This window comes from Microbacterium proteolyticum (genome assembly GCF_014192415.1).
In the GTDB taxonomy this organism is placed as follows: domain Bacteria; phylum Actinomycetota; class Actinomycetes; order Actinomycetales; family Microbacteriaceae; genus Microbacterium; species Microbacterium proteolyticum.
In genome coordinates this window covers 355,162-370,840 of sequence record NZ_JACHXY010000001.1, presented here as the reverse complement: position 1 = coordinate 370,840, position 15,679 = coordinate 355,162, and the positions used below count along the sequence as shown (strand labels likewise).

The 15,679-nt window shown below is 70.6% G+C and carries 15 protein-coding genes and 1 pseudogene; 7 read left to right on the top strand and 9 right to left on the bottom strand.

The window, feature by feature from the left end; translation table 11 throughout:
- Positions 1-74: 74 nt before the first annotated feature.
- Together FHS07_RS01845 and FHS07_RS01840 are read left to right on the top strand one after the other, a co-directional pair.
- Positions 75-401, top strand: a complete 327-nt coding sequence (locus FHS07_RS01845) for a thiamine-binding protein (RefSeq protein WP_183418213.1) — start codon at positions 75-77, stop codon at positions 399-401.
- Positions 402-739: 338 nt separating this feature from the next.
- Positions 740-1,987, top strand: coding sequence for an MFS transporter (locus tag FHS07_RS01840; protein WP_183419363.1), 1,248 nt, complete (start codon positions 740-742; stop codon positions 1,985-1,987).
- Between the two features lie 370 nt (positions 1,988-2,357).
- Here FHS07_RS01840 and metX read toward each other — a convergent pair whose 3' ends face one another.
- Positions 2,358-3,563, bottom strand: a complete 1,206-nt coding sequence (gene metX, locus FHS07_RS01835; RefSeq protein ID WP_183418212.1) for a homoserine O-acetyltransferase MetX — start codon at positions 3,561-3,563, stop codon at positions 2,358-2,360.
- 208 nt (positions 3,564-3,771) lie between these two features.
- On the opposite strand from metX, the gene FHS07_RS01830 reads away from it, so the two are divergent.
- On the top strand, positions 3,772-4,470 hold the full coding sequence (locus tag FHS07_RS01830) for an SDR family NAD(P)-dependent oxidoreductase (RefSeq protein ID WP_183418211.1): 699 nt from the start codon (positions 3,772-3,774) through the stop codon (positions 4,468-4,470).
- A 223-nt stretch (positions 4,471-4,693) separates the two neighbouring features.
- Here the strand turns inward: FHS07_RS01830 and FHS07_RS01825 are convergent, their stop codons facing one another.
- On the bottom strand, positions 4,694-6,016 hold the full coding sequence (locus tag FHS07_RS01825; RefSeq protein WP_183418210.1) for a bifunctional o-acetylhomoserine/o-acetylserine sulfhydrylase: 1,323 nt from the start codon (positions 6,014-6,016) through the stop codon (positions 4,694-4,696).
- A gap of 280 nt (positions 6,017-6,296) precedes the next feature.
- On the opposite strand from FHS07_RS01825, the gene FHS07_RS01820 reads away from it, so the two are divergent.
- From FHS07_RS01820 to FHS07_RS01805, 4 genes are all read left to right on the top strand, one after another.
- A complete protein-coding gene (locus tag FHS07_RS01820; RefSeq protein WP_183418209.1) occupies positions 6,297-7,067 on the top strand; it encodes an SDR family oxidoreductase in 771 nt (256 codons plus the stop codon).
- 72 nt (positions 7,068-7,139) lie between these two features.
- Positions 7,140-7,625 (top strand): phosphoribosyltransferase, encoded by a 486-nt coding sequence (locus FHS07_RS01815; RefSeq protein ID WP_183418208.1) that lies wholly within the window; start codon positions 7,140-7,142, stop codon positions 7,623-7,625.
- Positions 7,622-8,308 (top strand): uracil-DNA glycosylase, encoded by a 687-nt coding sequence (locus tag FHS07_RS01810; RefSeq protein ID WP_183418207.1) that lies wholly within the window; start codon positions 7,622-7,624, stop codon positions 8,306-8,308. The genes FHS07_RS01815 and FHS07_RS01810 overlap by 4 nt, the downstream gene beginning before the upstream one ends.
- 74 nt (positions 8,309-8,382) lie before the next feature.
- On the top strand, positions 8,383-8,994 hold the full coding sequence (locus FHS07_RS01805) for a GNAT family N-acetyltransferase (protein ID WP_183418206.1): 612 nt from the start codon (positions 8,383-8,385) through the stop codon (positions 8,992-8,994).
- A gap of 71 nt (positions 8,995-9,065) precedes the next feature.
- Here the strand turns inward: FHS07_RS01805 and FHS07_RS01800 are convergent, their stop codons facing one another.
- From FHS07_RS01800 to FHS07_RS01770, 7 genes and pseudogenes are all read right to left on the bottom strand, one after another.
- Complete coding sequence (locus FHS07_RS01800; RefSeq protein ID WP_183418205.1) at positions 9,066-9,392, bottom strand: protealysin inhibitor emfourin; 327 nt, start codon at positions 9,390-9,392, stop codon at positions 9,066-9,068.
- A complete protein-coding gene (locus FHS07_RS01795; RefSeq protein WP_183418204.1) occupies positions 9,379-10,437 on the bottom strand; it encodes a M4 family metallopeptidase in 1,059 nt (352 codons plus the stop codon). The genes FHS07_RS01800 and FHS07_RS01795 overlap by 14 nt, the downstream gene beginning before the upstream one ends.
- A 147-nt stretch (positions 10,438-10,584) precedes the next feature.
- Positions 10,585-11,376: an ABC transporter ATP-binding protein gene (locus FHS07_RS01790; RefSeq protein ID WP_183418203.1), complete on the bottom strand. Its 792-nt coding sequence runs from the start codon at positions 11,374-11,376 to the stop codon at positions 10,585-10,587.
- 170 nt (positions 11,377-11,546) lie between these two features.
- Positions 11,547-12,320 (bottom strand): annotated as a pseudogene (locus FHS07_RS01785) (ATP-binding cassette domain-containing protein); the annotation flags it as partial.
- On the bottom strand, positions 12,317-13,186 hold the full coding sequence (locus FHS07_RS01780) for an ABC transporter permease (protein ID WP_183418201.1): 870 nt from the start codon (positions 13,184-13,186) through the stop codon (positions 12,317-12,319). The gene FHS07_RS01780 and the pseudogene FHS07_RS01785, both read right to left, overlap by 4 nt.
- Positions 13,183-14,133 carry an ABC transporter permease subunit gene (locus FHS07_RS01775; protein WP_183418200.1) on the bottom strand — a complete coding sequence of 317 codons (951 nt, stop codon included), beginning with the start codon at positions 14,131-14,133 and terminating at the stop codon, positions 13,183-13,185. Before FHS07_RS01775 ends, FHS07_RS01780 begins: the two co-directional genes overlap by 4 nt.
- Complete coding sequence (locus tag FHS07_RS01770; protein WP_183418199.1) at positions 14,130-15,641, bottom strand: ABC transporter substrate-binding protein; 1,512 nt, start codon at positions 15,639-15,641, stop codon at positions 14,130-14,132. The genes FHS07_RS01775 and FHS07_RS01770 overlap by 4 nt, the downstream gene beginning before the upstream one ends.
- Between the last annotated feature and the right edge of the window lie 38 nt (positions 15,642-15,679).

Genomic DNA, 15,679 nt, shown 5'->3' with positions numbered 1-15,679 from the left:
TGTGCGCATCGCCCGCCGGGGGTGGGTCGTCCGCTCGCAGCCTCCCGCCCGCAGGCGACCCGTAGTCTCGACGCATGCTCATCGCCTTCTCGGTCGCTCCCTCCGGCATCGGTTCCGCCTCGGCGGAGAATCCCGACGGGTCGGTGCACGATGCCGTCGCCGCGGCCGTCGCGGTCGTGCGCGCGTCGGGGCTGCCGCACCGCACCAGCTCGATGTTCACCGAGATCGAGGGGGAATGGGACGAGGTGTTCGCCGTCGTCAAGGCGGCGACGGATGCCGTGCTGCCCTATGGATCGCGCGTGTCGGTGGTCCTGAAAGCCGACATCCGACCGGGACGTACGGGCGAGATCGACGGCAAGATCGAGCGCCTCGAGGAGGCCCTGGAACGCCGGGCCGACTGAGGCTCCCTCCCACCTCGGCCCCGCCCTGACCGGAACCCTTCGACGCGGTCGGCAGATCCAGGCGGGCCGCTCGCGTCTACTCGGCGGACCGGCCTTCCGCCCTCCCCGCCGGTCTCACGCGGCGGGCGGGTCGTTCCCGACGCGCTGCGCGATGGCCGTGACGTCTGAGCCGAAGCGGGCCGTATCGCCGCGGCGTCGACTCTGGACGCTCTCGATCCGGGAGCTGGGCGCGCATCGACCCCTCGCTCGTACGCCGCTCTCGAAACGATTCGACGAGACGGTCGCACGCCCCCTACACTCGTCGGGTGACCTCTTCGACGACCTCGAGAGGTGCGGCGATGCGGGCGCTCCTTTCTCTCGCCATCGGCAGTTTCGGTATCGGCATGACCGAGTTCGTGGTGATGGGCCTGCTGCCCAACATCGCCCGCGAGCTCGTCCCCGGCGCGTGGGCGGCCTCGCCCGACGACGCCATCGCCCAGGCGGGCTGGCTCATCTCGCTCTACGCCCTCGGCGTCGTCGTCGGCGCCCCCACGATCGCCGGGTCCGTCGCGCGTTTCCCGCGCCATCGCGTGATGATCGTGCTGGCCGCCGCGCTGGCGTTCTTCACACTGCTGACGGTCATCGCCCCCACTTTCGAGCTCGTCGCGGCATCCCGATTCCTCGCCGGACTCCCGCACGGCGCCTACTTCGGCATCGGCGCCCTCGTGGCCGCCGACGCCCTCGGCCCCGGAAACCGCGCCAAGGGCGTCGCGTTCGTGCTGACCGGTCTCACGATCGCCAACGTCGTCGGCGTGCCACTCGGCACCCTGCTCGGTCAGCAGGTCGGCTGGCGCGCGGCGTTCGCTGTCGTCACCGGCATCTTCCTGCTGGCGACCATCTGCATCGCGCTGTTCGTGCCGAAGCACCCCGGCTCACCGGGTCGCCGATTGCGCGACGAACTGCGGGTGTTCCGCATCGGCCAGGTGTGGTTCGCGCTGGGGATCGGCGCGGTGGGCTTCGGCGGATTCTTCGCCATGTACAGCTACATCGCTCCCATGATCACCGACGTCGCCGGGCAGCCGGAGTGGAGCGTCTCCCTCGTCCTCGTGCTGGTCGGCATCGGCATGACCATCGGCAACGTCGTGGGGGGCGCGCTGGCCGACAAGAACCTGCGATTCTGGCTCTCCGTCGGTCTCGTCGCCCTCGCTGCGGCATCCGTCGGCCTCGCCCTGACCGCCGGCTGGATCGTCAGTCTCGTCCTGTTCGCGTTCCTCGTCGCGTTCTGCGGGGCGGCTCTCAGCCCGGCCATCCAGACCCGCCTCATGGACGTCGCCGAAGACAACCAGTCCATCGCCGCCGCCCTGAACCACTCGGCGCTCAACATCGGCAACAGCCTCGGGGCATTCCTGGGCGGCCTCGCGATCGCCGCGGGCCTCGGACTCGTCGCCCCCGCGTGGGTCGGCGCCGTGCTCGCCCTGGGTGGGCTCGTGGTCGCCGTCGTGTCGTATCGCATCGAGGATCGCAGCGGCCGTCATCCCGAACACCGGATGCCGGCTGCCGAGGCCGCGCAGACCGCGATCACGGGGTCTATTCCGACGCAGCGCTGAGCCGGTCCCGGGTTCCTGAGACGGGACCGACGGCGGCCGGACACGACGCAGGACTTCGCCGTGCACGTCCCGGATTCGCGACGGCCTCGGCCCAGGTCGGTGTCGGTTCTCCTGCATCCTGTCGTCGTCTCGATGGCGTGCGGCGTCCGGGGGTGGGACCGGGGACAGGGCGTCGACTCCGGGCGGAGGTCCCACCAGGACACAACGCAGGAATCAGGCCTCGCCCGACACGCCGCGGCTGGTCGTTCCGCGGCACCGAGGCCGGAACTCCTGCGTCGTGTCCGGGCACGGCACGAGAGCCCGACGCCCGGTCGTTCGGACGGCGCGGACGCCGGAAGGGATGGACGCCCGTCCCCGGCATCCGGGACCGTCAGGTGGCGAGGAGGCGACGCAGGTGCGTCGCGACCGCCGCGGTCTCGATGAGGAAGCCGTCGTGGCCGAAGTCGCTCGAGAGCACGACGGCGTCGTTTCCGTCGAGAGTCTGCGGGATGCCGCGGGCGATGCGGTGCTGGCCGTCGATGGGGAACAGTCGGTCGCTGTCGATACCGAGCACGAGGGTCGTGGCGGTGACGCGCGCCAACGCATCTTCGACCCCGTCGCGATCGCGGCCGACGTCATGCGAATTCATGGCCTCGACCAGGGCCAGGTAGCTGTTGGCGTCGAACCGACGCGTGAACTTGTTGCCGTGGAAGTCGAGGTACGACTCGACGGCGAAGCGTCCGCCCCGTCCGAGCGGACTCACGCCCGACTGCCACGAGCGTTGGAAACGCTGGTTCAACTCCGTGGGGCTGCGGTAGTTCAGCAACGCCATGCGGCGTGCGAGAGCGAGCCCGCGGTGCGGTCCGTCACCGTCACCGGCGTCGTAGTACTCGCCGCCCGCGAAGCGCGGATCGACCCTGATGGTGTCGAGCTGCACCGAGTTGAGCGCGATCTGGTCGGCCGTGGTGATCGGCGGGGCCGACAGGATCGCCGCGCGCGCGACACGGTCGGGGTGACCGACCGCCCATTCGAGTGCGTGCATCCCCCCCATCGACCCGCCGACGACGGCGAACCACCGCTCGACGCCGAGCTCGTCGGCGAGCAACGCCTGAGCGGTGACCTGATCGCGGATGGTCAGGTACGGAAAACGCGACGCCCACTCGTACCCGTCGGGCGCGATGCTCGCGGGACCCGTCGAGCCCTGGCATCCGCCCAGCATGTTGGGCGCGACGACGAAGAAACGGTCGGTGTCGATCGCGGCTCCGGGTCCGACGAGGTCGCTCCACCATCCGGCGGTGGGATGCCCGGGTCCGGCGGCACCGCGGACGTGGCTGTCGCCGGTCAGGGCGTGCAAGATGAGCACCGCGTTGTCGCGGGCGGGGGAGAGTTCCCCCCAGGTCTCGTAGGCGAGGCGCACATGTGGCAGGGACTCGCCGTTCTCCGTGCGGAAGGAGCCGAACGACGCGAAGCGGCGATCGCCCGCGGGGTCGCCGTCGCGCCACGCGCCGGTGGCCGGGGGACGGCCGAGCAGCGAACGGGCGTCGGCCTCCGTCACCGGGGCCGAGGGCACCGTGTCTTCGGAGATCTGCCAGTCCATGGCATCCATTCTCCCCGGGCGGGGCGGGGGTGTCCGTACTGTTACGGCGATGTCCATCGCGGCATCGGATGCCGGTGAGCTGGCCGAACTTCGGGAAGGCGACATCGACTGGCTGCACGAGAATGAGCGCCTTCGCGCCGCGCTGACGACGGCGTGACCGCTTGTCCAGCCCCCGATCACAGTCGTGGGGTGCGAACAGACTCGCCGGATGGCGAACTATCTGCTCATCGCGGCCTCGAGCGACATCGGCGGGGCGACGGCGACACGACTGCGCGATGCGGGCCACCGCGTCCTCACAACGGCTCGAGACTCATCCGTCATCGAGCCGGATTTCACCCTGGATGCCACCGACTTCGACGCCGTCGATCAGGTGGTCGGTGAGGCGGGCGAACTCGACGGCATCGCCGTTTTCGCGGGCTCGATGCTGCTCAAGCCCGCGCACCTCACCTCGCGCGAGCAGTACGACGGCTTGATCGCCGCATCGTTGACGACGTCGTTCGCAGCGGTGCGCGCGGCGGGGGCGCACATGCGCGACGGCGGATCCGTGGTGCTGGTGTCGTCGGCCGCCGCCCTGGCGGGCCTGCCGAACCACGACGGCATCGCCGCGGCCAAGGCCGGGGTGATCGGCCTGACGTTGTCGGCGGCCGCGAGCTACGCCGCCCACGGACTGCGCGTGAACGCGGTGGCCCCGGGCCTGGTGCAGACGCGTCTGACCGAGAAGCTGACCTCGACGGACATGTCGCGGAAGGTCTCGGAGGCGATGCATCCGCTCGGACGGCTCGGCGAACCCGATGATGTCGCGCGGGCCGTGGAGTTCCTGCTGTCGCCCGAGAACGCGTGGATGACCGGTCAGATCATCGGCGTCGATGGCGGGCTGGGGAGTCTGCGGCCGCGTCAGAAGGTCTGATCACCGGGTTCTCGACCTGCGTCGGTGCTGCCCCGCCGGGAGCGGAGGAGGTTCGGGCCGCGGAGGAGGGGCGTGGTGACATCGGTCCTCCGTTCCCTGGATCTCCTCCCGCCGACCGAGGCGTCGTTGAGCGCGGGGCCGTGACGGTCCCCTCGGGTGCGAGCTGCGAACGCGAGAACGCCCCGAACCGGGTGACCGGATCGGGGCGTTCGGCAGCGCGCGATCAGACGCGGGAGGCCTCGGACAGGCGACGCGCTGCGGAGAGGGCCTGATCGAGGTCGGCCTTGAGGTCCTCGATGTTCTCGAGGCCCACGGACAGGCGCACGAGGCCCGGGGTCACGCCGGCCGTGAGCTGCTGCTCGGGCGTGAGCTGGGAGTGGGTCGTGGATGCCGGGTGGATGACGAGCGAGCGCACGTCACCGATGTTGGCCAGGTGGCTGAACAGGCTGAGCGAGTTCACGAACTCGCGACCCGCCTGGACACCGCCCTTCAGCTCGAACGACAGCACGGCGCCGACCCCCTTGGGGGCGTAGTTGTTGGCGGCGGCGTACCAGGGCGAGGTGGGCAGACCCGAGTAGTTCACGGTTGCGACGTCGGGGTGCGACTCGAGCCACTCCGCGATCTCCTGGGCGTTCTGCACGTGGCGCTCGATGCGCAGCGACAGCGTCTCGATGCCCTGGATGAGCTGCCAGGCGCTCTGCGGGGAGATCGAGGCGCCGAGGTCGCGGAGCAGCTGTACGCGCGCCTTGATGATGTACGCGAGTCCGTCGCCCACCGCCTGCGTGTAGACGGCACCGTGGTACGAGGGGTCGGGGGTCGTCAGTCCCGGGAAGCGGTCGGAGCGCTCCGACCAGGGGAAGCGGCCGCCGTCGACGATGACGCCGCCGATCGTGGTGCCGTGCCCGCCGAGGAACTTCGTCGCGGAGTGCACGATGATGTCGGCGCCGTGCTCGAAGGGACGGATGAGGTACGGCGTGGCGATCGTGTTGTCGACGATCAGCGGCACCCCGGCCTCGTGCGCCACGTCGGCGACGGAGCGGATGTCGAGCACGTTGATCTTGGGGTTGCCGATGGTCTCGGCGAAGAACAGCTTCGTGTTCGGGCGGACCGCGGCGCGCCACTCATCGGGGTCGTCCTGGTTCTCGACGAACGTCGTCTCGATGCCGAGCTTGGCGAGGGTGTACTTGAAGAGGTTGTAGGTGCCGCCGTAGATCGAGCTCGACGAGACGATGTGGTCGCCCGCTTCGGCGATGTTGAGCACCGCGAACGTCTCGGCCGCCTGGCCGCTGGCGACGAGGAGGGCGCCGGTGCCGCCCTCGAGGCCCGCGACGCGCTGCTCGACGACGTCTTGCGTGGGGTTCTGGATGCGCGTGTAGATGTTGCCGAACTCGGCCAGCGCGAAGAGGTTCGCCGCGTGGTCGGCGTTGTCGAACACGTACGAGGTGGTCTGGTAGATCGGGGTGGCACGAGCCTTGGTCACCGGGTCGGGCTGTGCGCCCGTGTGGATCTGCTTGGTCTCGAAACGCCAGTTCTCGGGTGCCGACATGGCTGCTCCTCCGGTCGGGTGGGCCGAGGCGGACGCCGTGGCCTGCTGCGAGCGTAGACACCCCCTCCGACGCCGACAAGCGCCCCGGACACGGGCCGTAACACCGTCGTCGCCTCTGTCCGGGCGGCTGCCCGCGCCGGTACCGCAGCGTGCGGCACTCCATCGCCGGCAGCGTCCCGCAGCTCGCCCCCACGCACGGCGGCGGCCCCCACCGCTCCGGCGGGGAGGCGGGGCCGGCACGCGGCATCGGGTGTCGGAGGGGCGCAGTAGCGTGGATGCCATGACGCGACGCGCAGTGGTGACCGGGGCCAGTTCGGGTATCGGAGAGGCGGCGGCGCGGGCGTTGCGGGCTCGCGGATGGGACGTGGTGGGTGTCGCACGGCGGGCCGATCGGCTCGCGGTGCTCGAAGCCGAGACGGGTGTCGTGGCTCACGCCGCCGACCTGACCGACGGTGACGCCGTCGCGGCGCTGGCCGCGCGGCTCGACGAGACCGGCGGCGTCGACGCGCTCGTGCACGTGGCGGGGGGCGCACGCGGCAGCGATCGCATCGAAGCCGGCGACCCGGAGGACTGGCGCTGGATGTTCGAGGCGAACGTGCTGTCGGCGCAGCGCCTGGTGGCATCCCTTCTTCCGGCGATACGGCGCGCGGCCGACGTCTCGGGCCACGCCGACCTGCTCTTCGTCACCTCGACCGCCGCGCAGACGGCGTATCCGGGTGGCGGCGGGTACAACGCGGCGAAGGCCGGAGAGGCGATGCTGGTGCACGCACTGCGCCAGGAGCTGAACGGCGAGCCGTTGCGCGTGATCGAGATCGCCCCGGGCATGGTGCGCACCGAGGAGTTCAGCCTCAACAGGTTCGGTGGCGACCACGTCGCCGCCGACAAGCTGTACGAGGGCGTCGAGGCGCCCCTCGTGGCCGCCGACGTCGCCGATGTCATCGCCTATGCGCTCGATGCCCCCGGGCACGTGAACCTCGACCTGGTGACGATGCGCCCCGTGGCGCAGTCGGCACAGCACCTGCTGGCGCGGGGGCCGTTGACGACGCGCTGACCCCGCGCCGCTCCGCGGCAGTGTTCGTGAACGAACGCCCTAGGGTGAGAGCAGTCGAGGAGAGGATCCGGTGTGACGGACGAGCGCGAGCGGTTGAGCTGGGACGATTTCGGGGTCGCCACGCGCGACATCTCGCGCGCGATCGTCGCCGACGGTTTCCGCCCCGAGGTGGTCGTCGCCATCGCGCGGGGCGGCCTGCTGCCGGGAGGGGCGATCGCCTACGGTCTCGGCGTGAAGAACTGCGGCGCGCTCAACGTCGAGTTCTACACGGGTGTGGGCACGGTGCTCGATGCGCCTGAGGTGCTGCCCCCGGCGCTGGACCTGTCGTACCTCGAGGGACGCCGCGTGCTCCTCGTCGACGACGTGGCCGACAGCGGGCGCACGCTCGACCTCGCCGTCAAACTGCTCGACCGGCACGGCGCCGAAGCGCGGTCCGCCGTGATCTACACGAAGCCGACCACGGTGGTGACGCCCGACTACTCCTGGAAGGACACGACCCTCTGGATCGAGTTCCCCTGGTCGCACCTCGGATCTGTGCACGAAGAAGACGCGGCGTGACGGCGAAGTCCCTCGCCGAACTCGCCGACGCCGGCCTGATCGACTCCACCTGGGTGGAGCCCCTCGCCCCGGTCGCCGACGACATCGCCGCGCTCGGTGAGCGTCTGCGTCAGGAGGGTAAGCCGTACCTGCCGGCCGGCGAGCTCGTGCTGCGCGCCTTCCGCACGCCGCTGGACGACGTCCGGGTGCTCATCGTCGGACAAGACCCCTACCCGACGCCGGGTCACCCGATCGGGCTGTCGTTCGCGGTGGACCCGCACGTGCGGCCCCTGCCGCGAAGCCTCGCGAACATCTACCGGGAGCTCTCCGACGATCTGGGCATCGCGCCCGCCCCGCACGGAGACCTCTCGGCCTGGGCGGCGCAGGGTGTCATGCTGCTGAACAGGGTTCTGACGGTGTCGCCGGGGTCGCCGGCGTCCCATCGCGGCTGGGGGTGGGAACGCGTCACCGAGCATGCCATCCGGTGTCTCGTCGAACGAGATGCGCCGCTGGTCGCGGTGCTCTGGGGACGGGATGCCATCAACCTCACGCCTCTGCTCGGCAGCACGGCCATCGTCTCGTCGCCGCACCCGTCGCCGCTGTCGGCCAGTCGGGGCTTCTTCGGCTCGAAGCCGTTCTCGCGGGTCAACTCCCTGCTGGTCGAGCAGGGCGCGGACGCCGTGGACTGGCGCCTTCCGACCTGACGGCGTCGTCATCCGGCCCGACGTCGCGGCTCGGTGACATACGCGGGAAACGGCGCCGCCCGTAGAGTTACGACGTGCTGGAAGAGGAGTACGAGAAGAGCCGTCGGCGACCACCCGCGCATCTGCGCCGTGCCCCCGAGCCCGAGCGGCCGTTCTCCTTCGAGATTCGCCCGGCGACGGAAGCCGACATCCCCGACATCCGGGAGATCTACAACTACTACGTGCGCAACTCCGTCGTGACCTTCGACGAGAAGGCATGGACCATCGCCAGATGGCGCGACAAGTTCGCCACGCTCCAGAAGCTGAAGCTGCCCTTCCTCGTGGCACAGTCGCCCAGCGGGCAGATCCTCGGCTATGCCCTCGTGCAGCCGTGGCAGTCCAAGTCCGCCTACCGGTACACGGTCGAGAACTCCATCTACCTCGGTCAGGCGGCGGCGGGCAAGGGTCTCGGACGAGCGCTGCTCGAAGCCCTCATCGCCGCCTGCCAGGATCTCGGCATCCGCGAGATGGTCGCCGCGATCAGCGACAAGGGCGCCGACGCATCGATCGCCCTCCACGAGAAACTCGGCTTCACCGAGGTCGGCCGGATGGGTCGCGTCGGTTTCAAGTTCGGCCGATGGCTCGGGGTGGTCTACCTGCAGAAGAGCATCCCGTCGAAGAAGAAGCGCCGGAAGCTCTTCGGCTGACGGGCCGCCGTCAGACGGGGAGGACGGCGGGATCTTCGTCGGGGTGTCGACGCGCCTGGCTCCGAGGCGGTTCAGCGACCGCGCGGCTGCGGGTGGGCCGCCTGACGCACTTCGTCGACGAGCGTGCGCCACGCCCCCTCGATCTGTCCGTCGCCCAGGCGTGCCTGGTGCACGGGTGCCTCGCCGTGATGCACCTCGATGCGCCATTGATAGCGGTCGGCCCCGGCCGTCGGCACGGGCGCGGCGTCCCAGGGGCAGCTCTCGACGAGTTCTCTCCAGCGCGGCGCATGGTCGGCATCGGCCTCGGCCCGCCACTGTCGTGAGAGCCCGGCGATTCCGCCCGAGCGCACGACGATGATCGTGAGACGGTCGTCGCTGTCGGCTTCAGGCTGCGGCATCCTCCACGACGCCGACCCCGGCCCATGCGGCGCGGACGGCGGCGACCTCCTCCGACTCCTCACCGTACTCCGCAGCGGCCGCCGCCAGGGTGGCGGCCGCGAAGGAGGTGAAGTCCGCGGTGGGCGAGAGGGTGCCCGCGGTGAGCGTGCGGTACCAGATCAGACCCGCGCGTTCCCAGGCCTTGCCGCCCAGGGCGGTGGCGGCGAGGTAGAACGCCCGGTTCGGGATACCCGAGTTGATGTGCACGCCGCCGTTGTCGTCGTCGGTCTCGACGTAGTCGCGCATGTGCCCCGGCTGCGGGTCTTCGCCGAGCACGTCGTCGTCGTAGGCCGTGCCGGGCGCCTTCATCGATCGCAGGGCCTCGCCCTGGACGTCGGGCGCGAAGATGCCCGCCCCGATGAGCCAGGTCGCCTCGTCGGCCCGCTGGCCGAGGTGGTGCTGCTCGGCCAGGGCTCCGAAGACGTCGGACAACGACTCGTTCAGAGCTCCGGACTGACCCTGGTATTCCAGGCCGCCGGCGGCCTCGGTCACCCCGTGGCCGAGCTCGTGCGCGATGACGCTGAGGGAGCGCGTGAATCCGACGAACACCTCGCCGTCGCCATCGCCGAAGACCATGCGTTCGCCGTTCCAGAACGCGTTGTCGTAGTCGTCACCGAAGTGCACCGTGGCCAGGAGCGAGCCGCCCGCGGCGTCGATCCCGTCGCGCGAGAAGGCGTCCCAGAAGAAGTCGTAGGTCGCTCCCAGGCCGTCGTAGGCCTCGTCGACGGCGGCGTCGCCGCTGGGGGCGTCGTCTTCGCTGCGCACCCGGCGGCCCGGCAGGTTCTCGGTGTTGCCGGCGTCGGAGACGATGCGATCGGGGACGGGAGCGGCCTCTGCCACGAGCGCATCGCCGTCGATCGACAGGCGCAATCGTGTGCGTGCGGGCCGCGGAGGACGCGGCATGGCCAGCGTCTTGCGGGCGGCGGCGGCGGCCCGTGCGAGACGGGGGTCGTCGGTCTGGGCGAGACGGTCGAGCAGGAACGGGGGGACGATGCCGGCGATCATGCGCCCGAGGCTAGCGCGCACCTCCGACATCACGGCATCCCTTGATCTCGGCCGGGGGCGGATTCCCCCTCGCTCGCGTGGGGGAGGAGCCTCACGCGTCGCGACGATCTGCGCGGCGGCGGATTCCCCGCCGCGAGAGGGGGCGCGTCAGCGAGGCAGAGTCGGGATGGATGCCAGCAACTGGCGGGTGTATGCGGCTTGCGGCTGCAGCAGGACCTTCTCGGTGGGCCCCTGCTCCACGACGCGGCCGTCCTTCATCACGACGACCTGATCGCAGACGTTCTGGACGACGCCGATGTCGTGCGACACCAGCACGAGGGTCACCTGCTCGTCGACGCGCAGCCGCGCCAACAGGCGCAGGATCTGCGCCCGCACCGTCACGTCCAGCGCCGACAGCGGTTCGTCGCCGACGAGAATGCGTGGCCGATGCACGATGGCACGGGCGATCGCGATGCGCTGTCGCTGTCCGCCCGAGAACTCGTGGGGGAAGCGTGCGGCCATGTCGGCCTCGAGTCCGACCTGCGCGAGGACCTCCCGCACGCGTGCGCGGCGATCTCCCTCCATGCCCAGCGCCCACAGGGGCTCGCCCACGATGCGTCCGATGCTCATGCGCGGGTCGAGCGAGGCGTACGGATCCTGGAAGACGACCCCCGTCGTGCGACGGAGCCAGTGCAGCGACCGCGCAGACCCCCGCGCGTCCACCGCGCGTCCGTCGACCTCGACCGTCCCCGCGGTCGCCGTATCGAGTCCGAGCAGCAGGCGCACCAGGGTGGACTTGCCCGAGCCCGACTCGCCGATGATCCCGACGGCGGAACCCGCGAGCACCGAGAGGTCGACGTCGATGACACCCGGGGTGCGCTCAGCGCGCCCGAATCCGCGAGTGCGGGGGGTCGGGTAGTCACGGGTGAGTCCGCGCGCCCGCATGATCGTCTCGGTCATGGCGTCCGCTCCGGATCCGTGGCGTCGGGTTCCGCAGGCCCGGGCGGTGGTGCGGTGTCGTCTCCTCCTGCCACGGCGGCATCGAGCGATGAGCCGCGCGCCGGGGCGAGGGTCGGTGCGTCGTCGACGGCCACCGCCACGGCATCCGAGATCGATGGATGCGAACGCTCGGGATGCCACAGCGTTGCCGTCGCGTCGCGAAGCAGGGCCTGCGTGACCGGCGACGACGGCGCGCGCAGCAGGTCGGCGACACCGCCCTGCTCGACCACCCGGCCCTTCTCGAGGACGACCGCGTGGGTGGCTACCTGCGCGAGCACGGCGAGGTCGTGGGTGATGAAGACGAGCGACATGCCGGCATCCTGAACGAAGGTGCGCAGCAGCGCGAGGACACCCGCTTGGATCGTCACGTCGAGCGCGGTGGTCGGCTCGTCGGCGATGAGCAGGCGCGGGCGGCAGGCGAGTGCCATGGCGATGGCGACACGCTGGCGCTGGCCCCCGGACAACTGGTGCGGGTACCGCGAGACGATGCGCTCGGGGTCGGGCAGCGCGACGCGCTCCGCCTCGGCGACGGCCCTCACCAGCGCCTCGCGACGCGAGACGCGCTCGTGGATGCGCACGGACTCGCCGATCTGCCGGCCGACCGTACGGATGGGGTTCAGTGCGGTGCGGGGCTCCTGGAACACCATGCCGATGTCGTCGCCGCGCAGTCGCGCGAGCTCCCGGTCGGGGAGGCCCAGGATCTCGCGTCCGTTCCACCGGACACTTCCGCTCGCCCGCACCCCGTCGGGCAGGAGACCGAGGATCGCCAGGGCGGTGAGCGACTTGCCCGAGCCGGACTCGCCGATGATGCCCACCCGAGCGCCGTCGGGCACCACGAACGAGACCCCGTCGACGACCGGGCGTCCGCCGATCTCGATGCGCAGATCGCTCACCTCGAGGCTCACGCGACCACCCCCGGCACGTGCAGGCGGGCGGCGGGCGCACGCTCGGAGAGGGTGGGATCGGCGGCCTCGCGCAGGGCGTCGCCGAGCAGGTTCAGGCCCAGCACGGTGAGGGTGATGGCCAGTCCCGGCCACACCACCGTCAACGGGTGCACGGCGATGTACGCCTGCAGATCGCTCAGCAGCACGCCCCACGAGGGCTGAGTGACCGGGGCGCCGAAGCCGAGGTACGACAGTCCCGCCTCGGCGAGCACCGCCACCGCCATGCCCCACGACAGCTGCACGATGAACACCGGTGCGACGTTGGGAAGGAGGTGCCGCGTGAGGTTCTGCCACGTCGTCAGGCCGCTCGCGCGTCCGGCGAGCACGTAGTCGCTGTGCAGGACACGGCGCAGTTCCGGTCGCGTCACGCGGGCGACGTTCACCCCGAAGCCGATGCCCACCGCCCAGATGACGACGGCGAGGGAGCCGCCCCACACCGCCGAGATCATCATGGCGATGATGAGGACCGGGAAGGCGATCAGGATGTCGACGAGCACCGCGACGCTCTCGCGGACCCACCGCGCGGTGAGCGAGCCGAGGGCCGCGAGGGCGATTCCGAGCACCGAGGCGACCACCCCCGCCCCGACGGCGACGATCACCGTCGTGCGCGCCCCCGCCATCAGGAGGCTCGCGATGTCGCGACCGCTGTTGTCGGTGCCCAGCACATGCGGCCAGGACGGATCGCTCCAGCGCTCGCGGGCATCGACGGCGGCCGGATCGAACGGTGTCCACACGAGCGACACCAGCGCGGTGACGAGCACGAGAACGACGATGAGGATGCCGAACCGCCCGGTTCCGAGCCCCCACAGACGCCGCAGGGTGGTCATGCGGCCTCCCGCTGTCGAGGGTCGACGAGACGGTGGACGAGATCGACGAGGAACCCCACGAAGAGGACGAAGCCGGTCAGCGCGAGCAGCTCCCCCTGCACCTTCGGCAGGTCGCGCGAGGCGACGTCGCCGACGAGCATGCGGCCGATCCCCGGAAGCGTGAACAACTGCTCGATGATCACCGCTCCCACGATGACGCCAGCGACCTGCAGCCCCAGCACGGTGATGATCGAGAGCCCCACATTGGGGAGACCGTGGCTGAGCAGTGCGCGCGTGCGGGTGAGGCCCTTCGCGGCGGCCGTGCGCACGTAGTCCTGGCCGAGAGCCTGGAGCGTGGCGCTGCGCACGAACCGCAGGAGCATGGCGCCTTCGACCACGCCGATGGTCACCGCGGGGAGCACGAGAGCGCGGAAAGCCGCTGCGGGGTCGTCCCACCCGGCCCGGGGGAAGCCCTGCGGCGGCAACCAGCCCAACCACACCGAGAACACCACCACCAGCATGAGACCCGCCCAGACCACGGGGACGGCCGCCAACGCCTGCGCCACGACACTCACCGCGGTGCCGCTCGCGCGGTGACGTCCCAGAGCCGAGAGCACGCCGAACGGGATGCCGACGAGCAGGGCGACCGTGAGCGACATGGCCGCGAGGGGAACGGTAACCCGCGCTTTGTCGGCCAGCTCCGCCGCGACCGAGGTGCCCGTGACCAAAGAGGTGCCGAGATCGCCCCGCGACAACCCGCCGATCCAGTCGCCGTACTGCGACCACAGCGGGACGTCGAGGCCGAGGCTCGCGCGCACCGCGGCGATCTGCGCGGGCGTCGCTTCGGCGCCGGCGATGAGCTGCGCGACGTCACCCGGGAGCACGCGCAGTGAGAGGAAGATCAGCACGCTGGCCACGGCCAGGCCCAGCACGAGCAGGCCCAGCCGTGTCAGCGTGTAGCGGATCACTCCGACGAGACCGTCACACCGGCCAGCGGCAGGCGCACGTTCAGGGAGTTCTTCGGGAAGTTCGACACGTTCGTGCCCACCGCGGTCAGCGGAGTCGAGAGGAACAGCCAATCGGCCGCGTCCTCGTCGCTGACGATGCGGGCGGCCTCGGCCAGTAGGTCGGACGACTGTTGCGCGTCGGTCGTGGCGAGTGCCTGCGCGTACAGGCTCTGCACCTCGGTGTTGTCGTATCCGAAGTAGTACGACGGGTTGGCCCAGTTGCCGAAGTCGCGGGCCTCGACGTGACGGACGAAGCTGAGGTCGTAGTCCTTGTTCGTGTAGACGTCCTGTAGCCAGGCGCTGAAGTCGACCTGCTCGACCTGCAGCGTCACGCCCACGTCGGCGAAGGACGACACCAGGAACGTGGCGATCGTGCCCGGGTAGACGTTGGGCACGGTGAGCGTCAGATCGAGGTTCTGCGCGCCGGCCTCGGCGAGAAGCTCGCGCGCCCGGTCTGGGTCGAAGTCGAGCGAATCCGACAGGTCTTCGTAACCGGGGTCGAGCGGCGGGATGGGGCCGGAGAGCGTGTCGCCGTAGCCGAGGGTGTCGACGAGCGCGTCATGGTCGATCGCCAGGCGCAGGGCCTCGCGTACGCGCTGGTCGTTCAAGGGTGCCCGCTGGTTGTTGAAGGCGAGGGTGCCCTTGTCGGTCGTCAGGCCCGACTCGATCGCGAAGGCGCCGCTGTCCTCGAGCTGACCACGCAGCTCGGGGTCGATCTCGAGCGCGACGTCGAGGTCGCCGTTGACCGCGGCGTTGATGGCGGCGCTGTTGTCGGGGATGTAGTCGAGCACGACCTCGGCGACGCCGGCCTTCTCGCCCCAGTACCCGTCGTACCGCGCGAGCGTGAGGCTCTGACCGGTGTTCCAGCTCGCGACGGTGAACGGTCCGGTGCCGTTGGCGGCGGTCTGGAAGTTCGTGGCGTCGCCGCTGTTGAAGACGAGGCCGACTCGCCCGGTGAGGGTGAAGAGGAAGTCGATGTTGGGTTGTGCGAGCGTCAGCACGACGGTCGACGCGTCCGGGGAGGCGATCGAGGTCACCCCGGCGAGGTCGGAGCTGTCGGCGATGGTCGCGTCGTCTTTCGCTGTCTGCAGGGAGGCGACGACGTCGTCGGCGGCGAGTTCGCTGCCGTCGTGGAAGGTCACACCCTGCCGCAGGGTGAAGGTATAGGTGAGGCCATCGGCCGACACGTTCCATTCCGTAGCCAGGGCCGGGGTGATGGCGTTGTCGTCGTCGGCGTTGCGGGTCACGAGTCCCTGGTAGACGTTGTCGACGAGCGCCTGCTCGAGCGCAGCCCCACCGGTGCGGCGGATGTCGAGGTTCGACGGCTCGAGCGACAGGCGCACCGTGAGAGCGGCATCGGGATTCGCCTCGCCCGTGGGGCTCTGTGCGGTGTTCGAACCGGTGCACGAGCTGAGGAGCAGGGCTCCGAGGAGAAGCGCACTCGTGGCGAGGGTGGTGCGGCGCAGCATTGCGGGGTTGTCCTTTCGCAGGCCGAAGGCATCGGGGG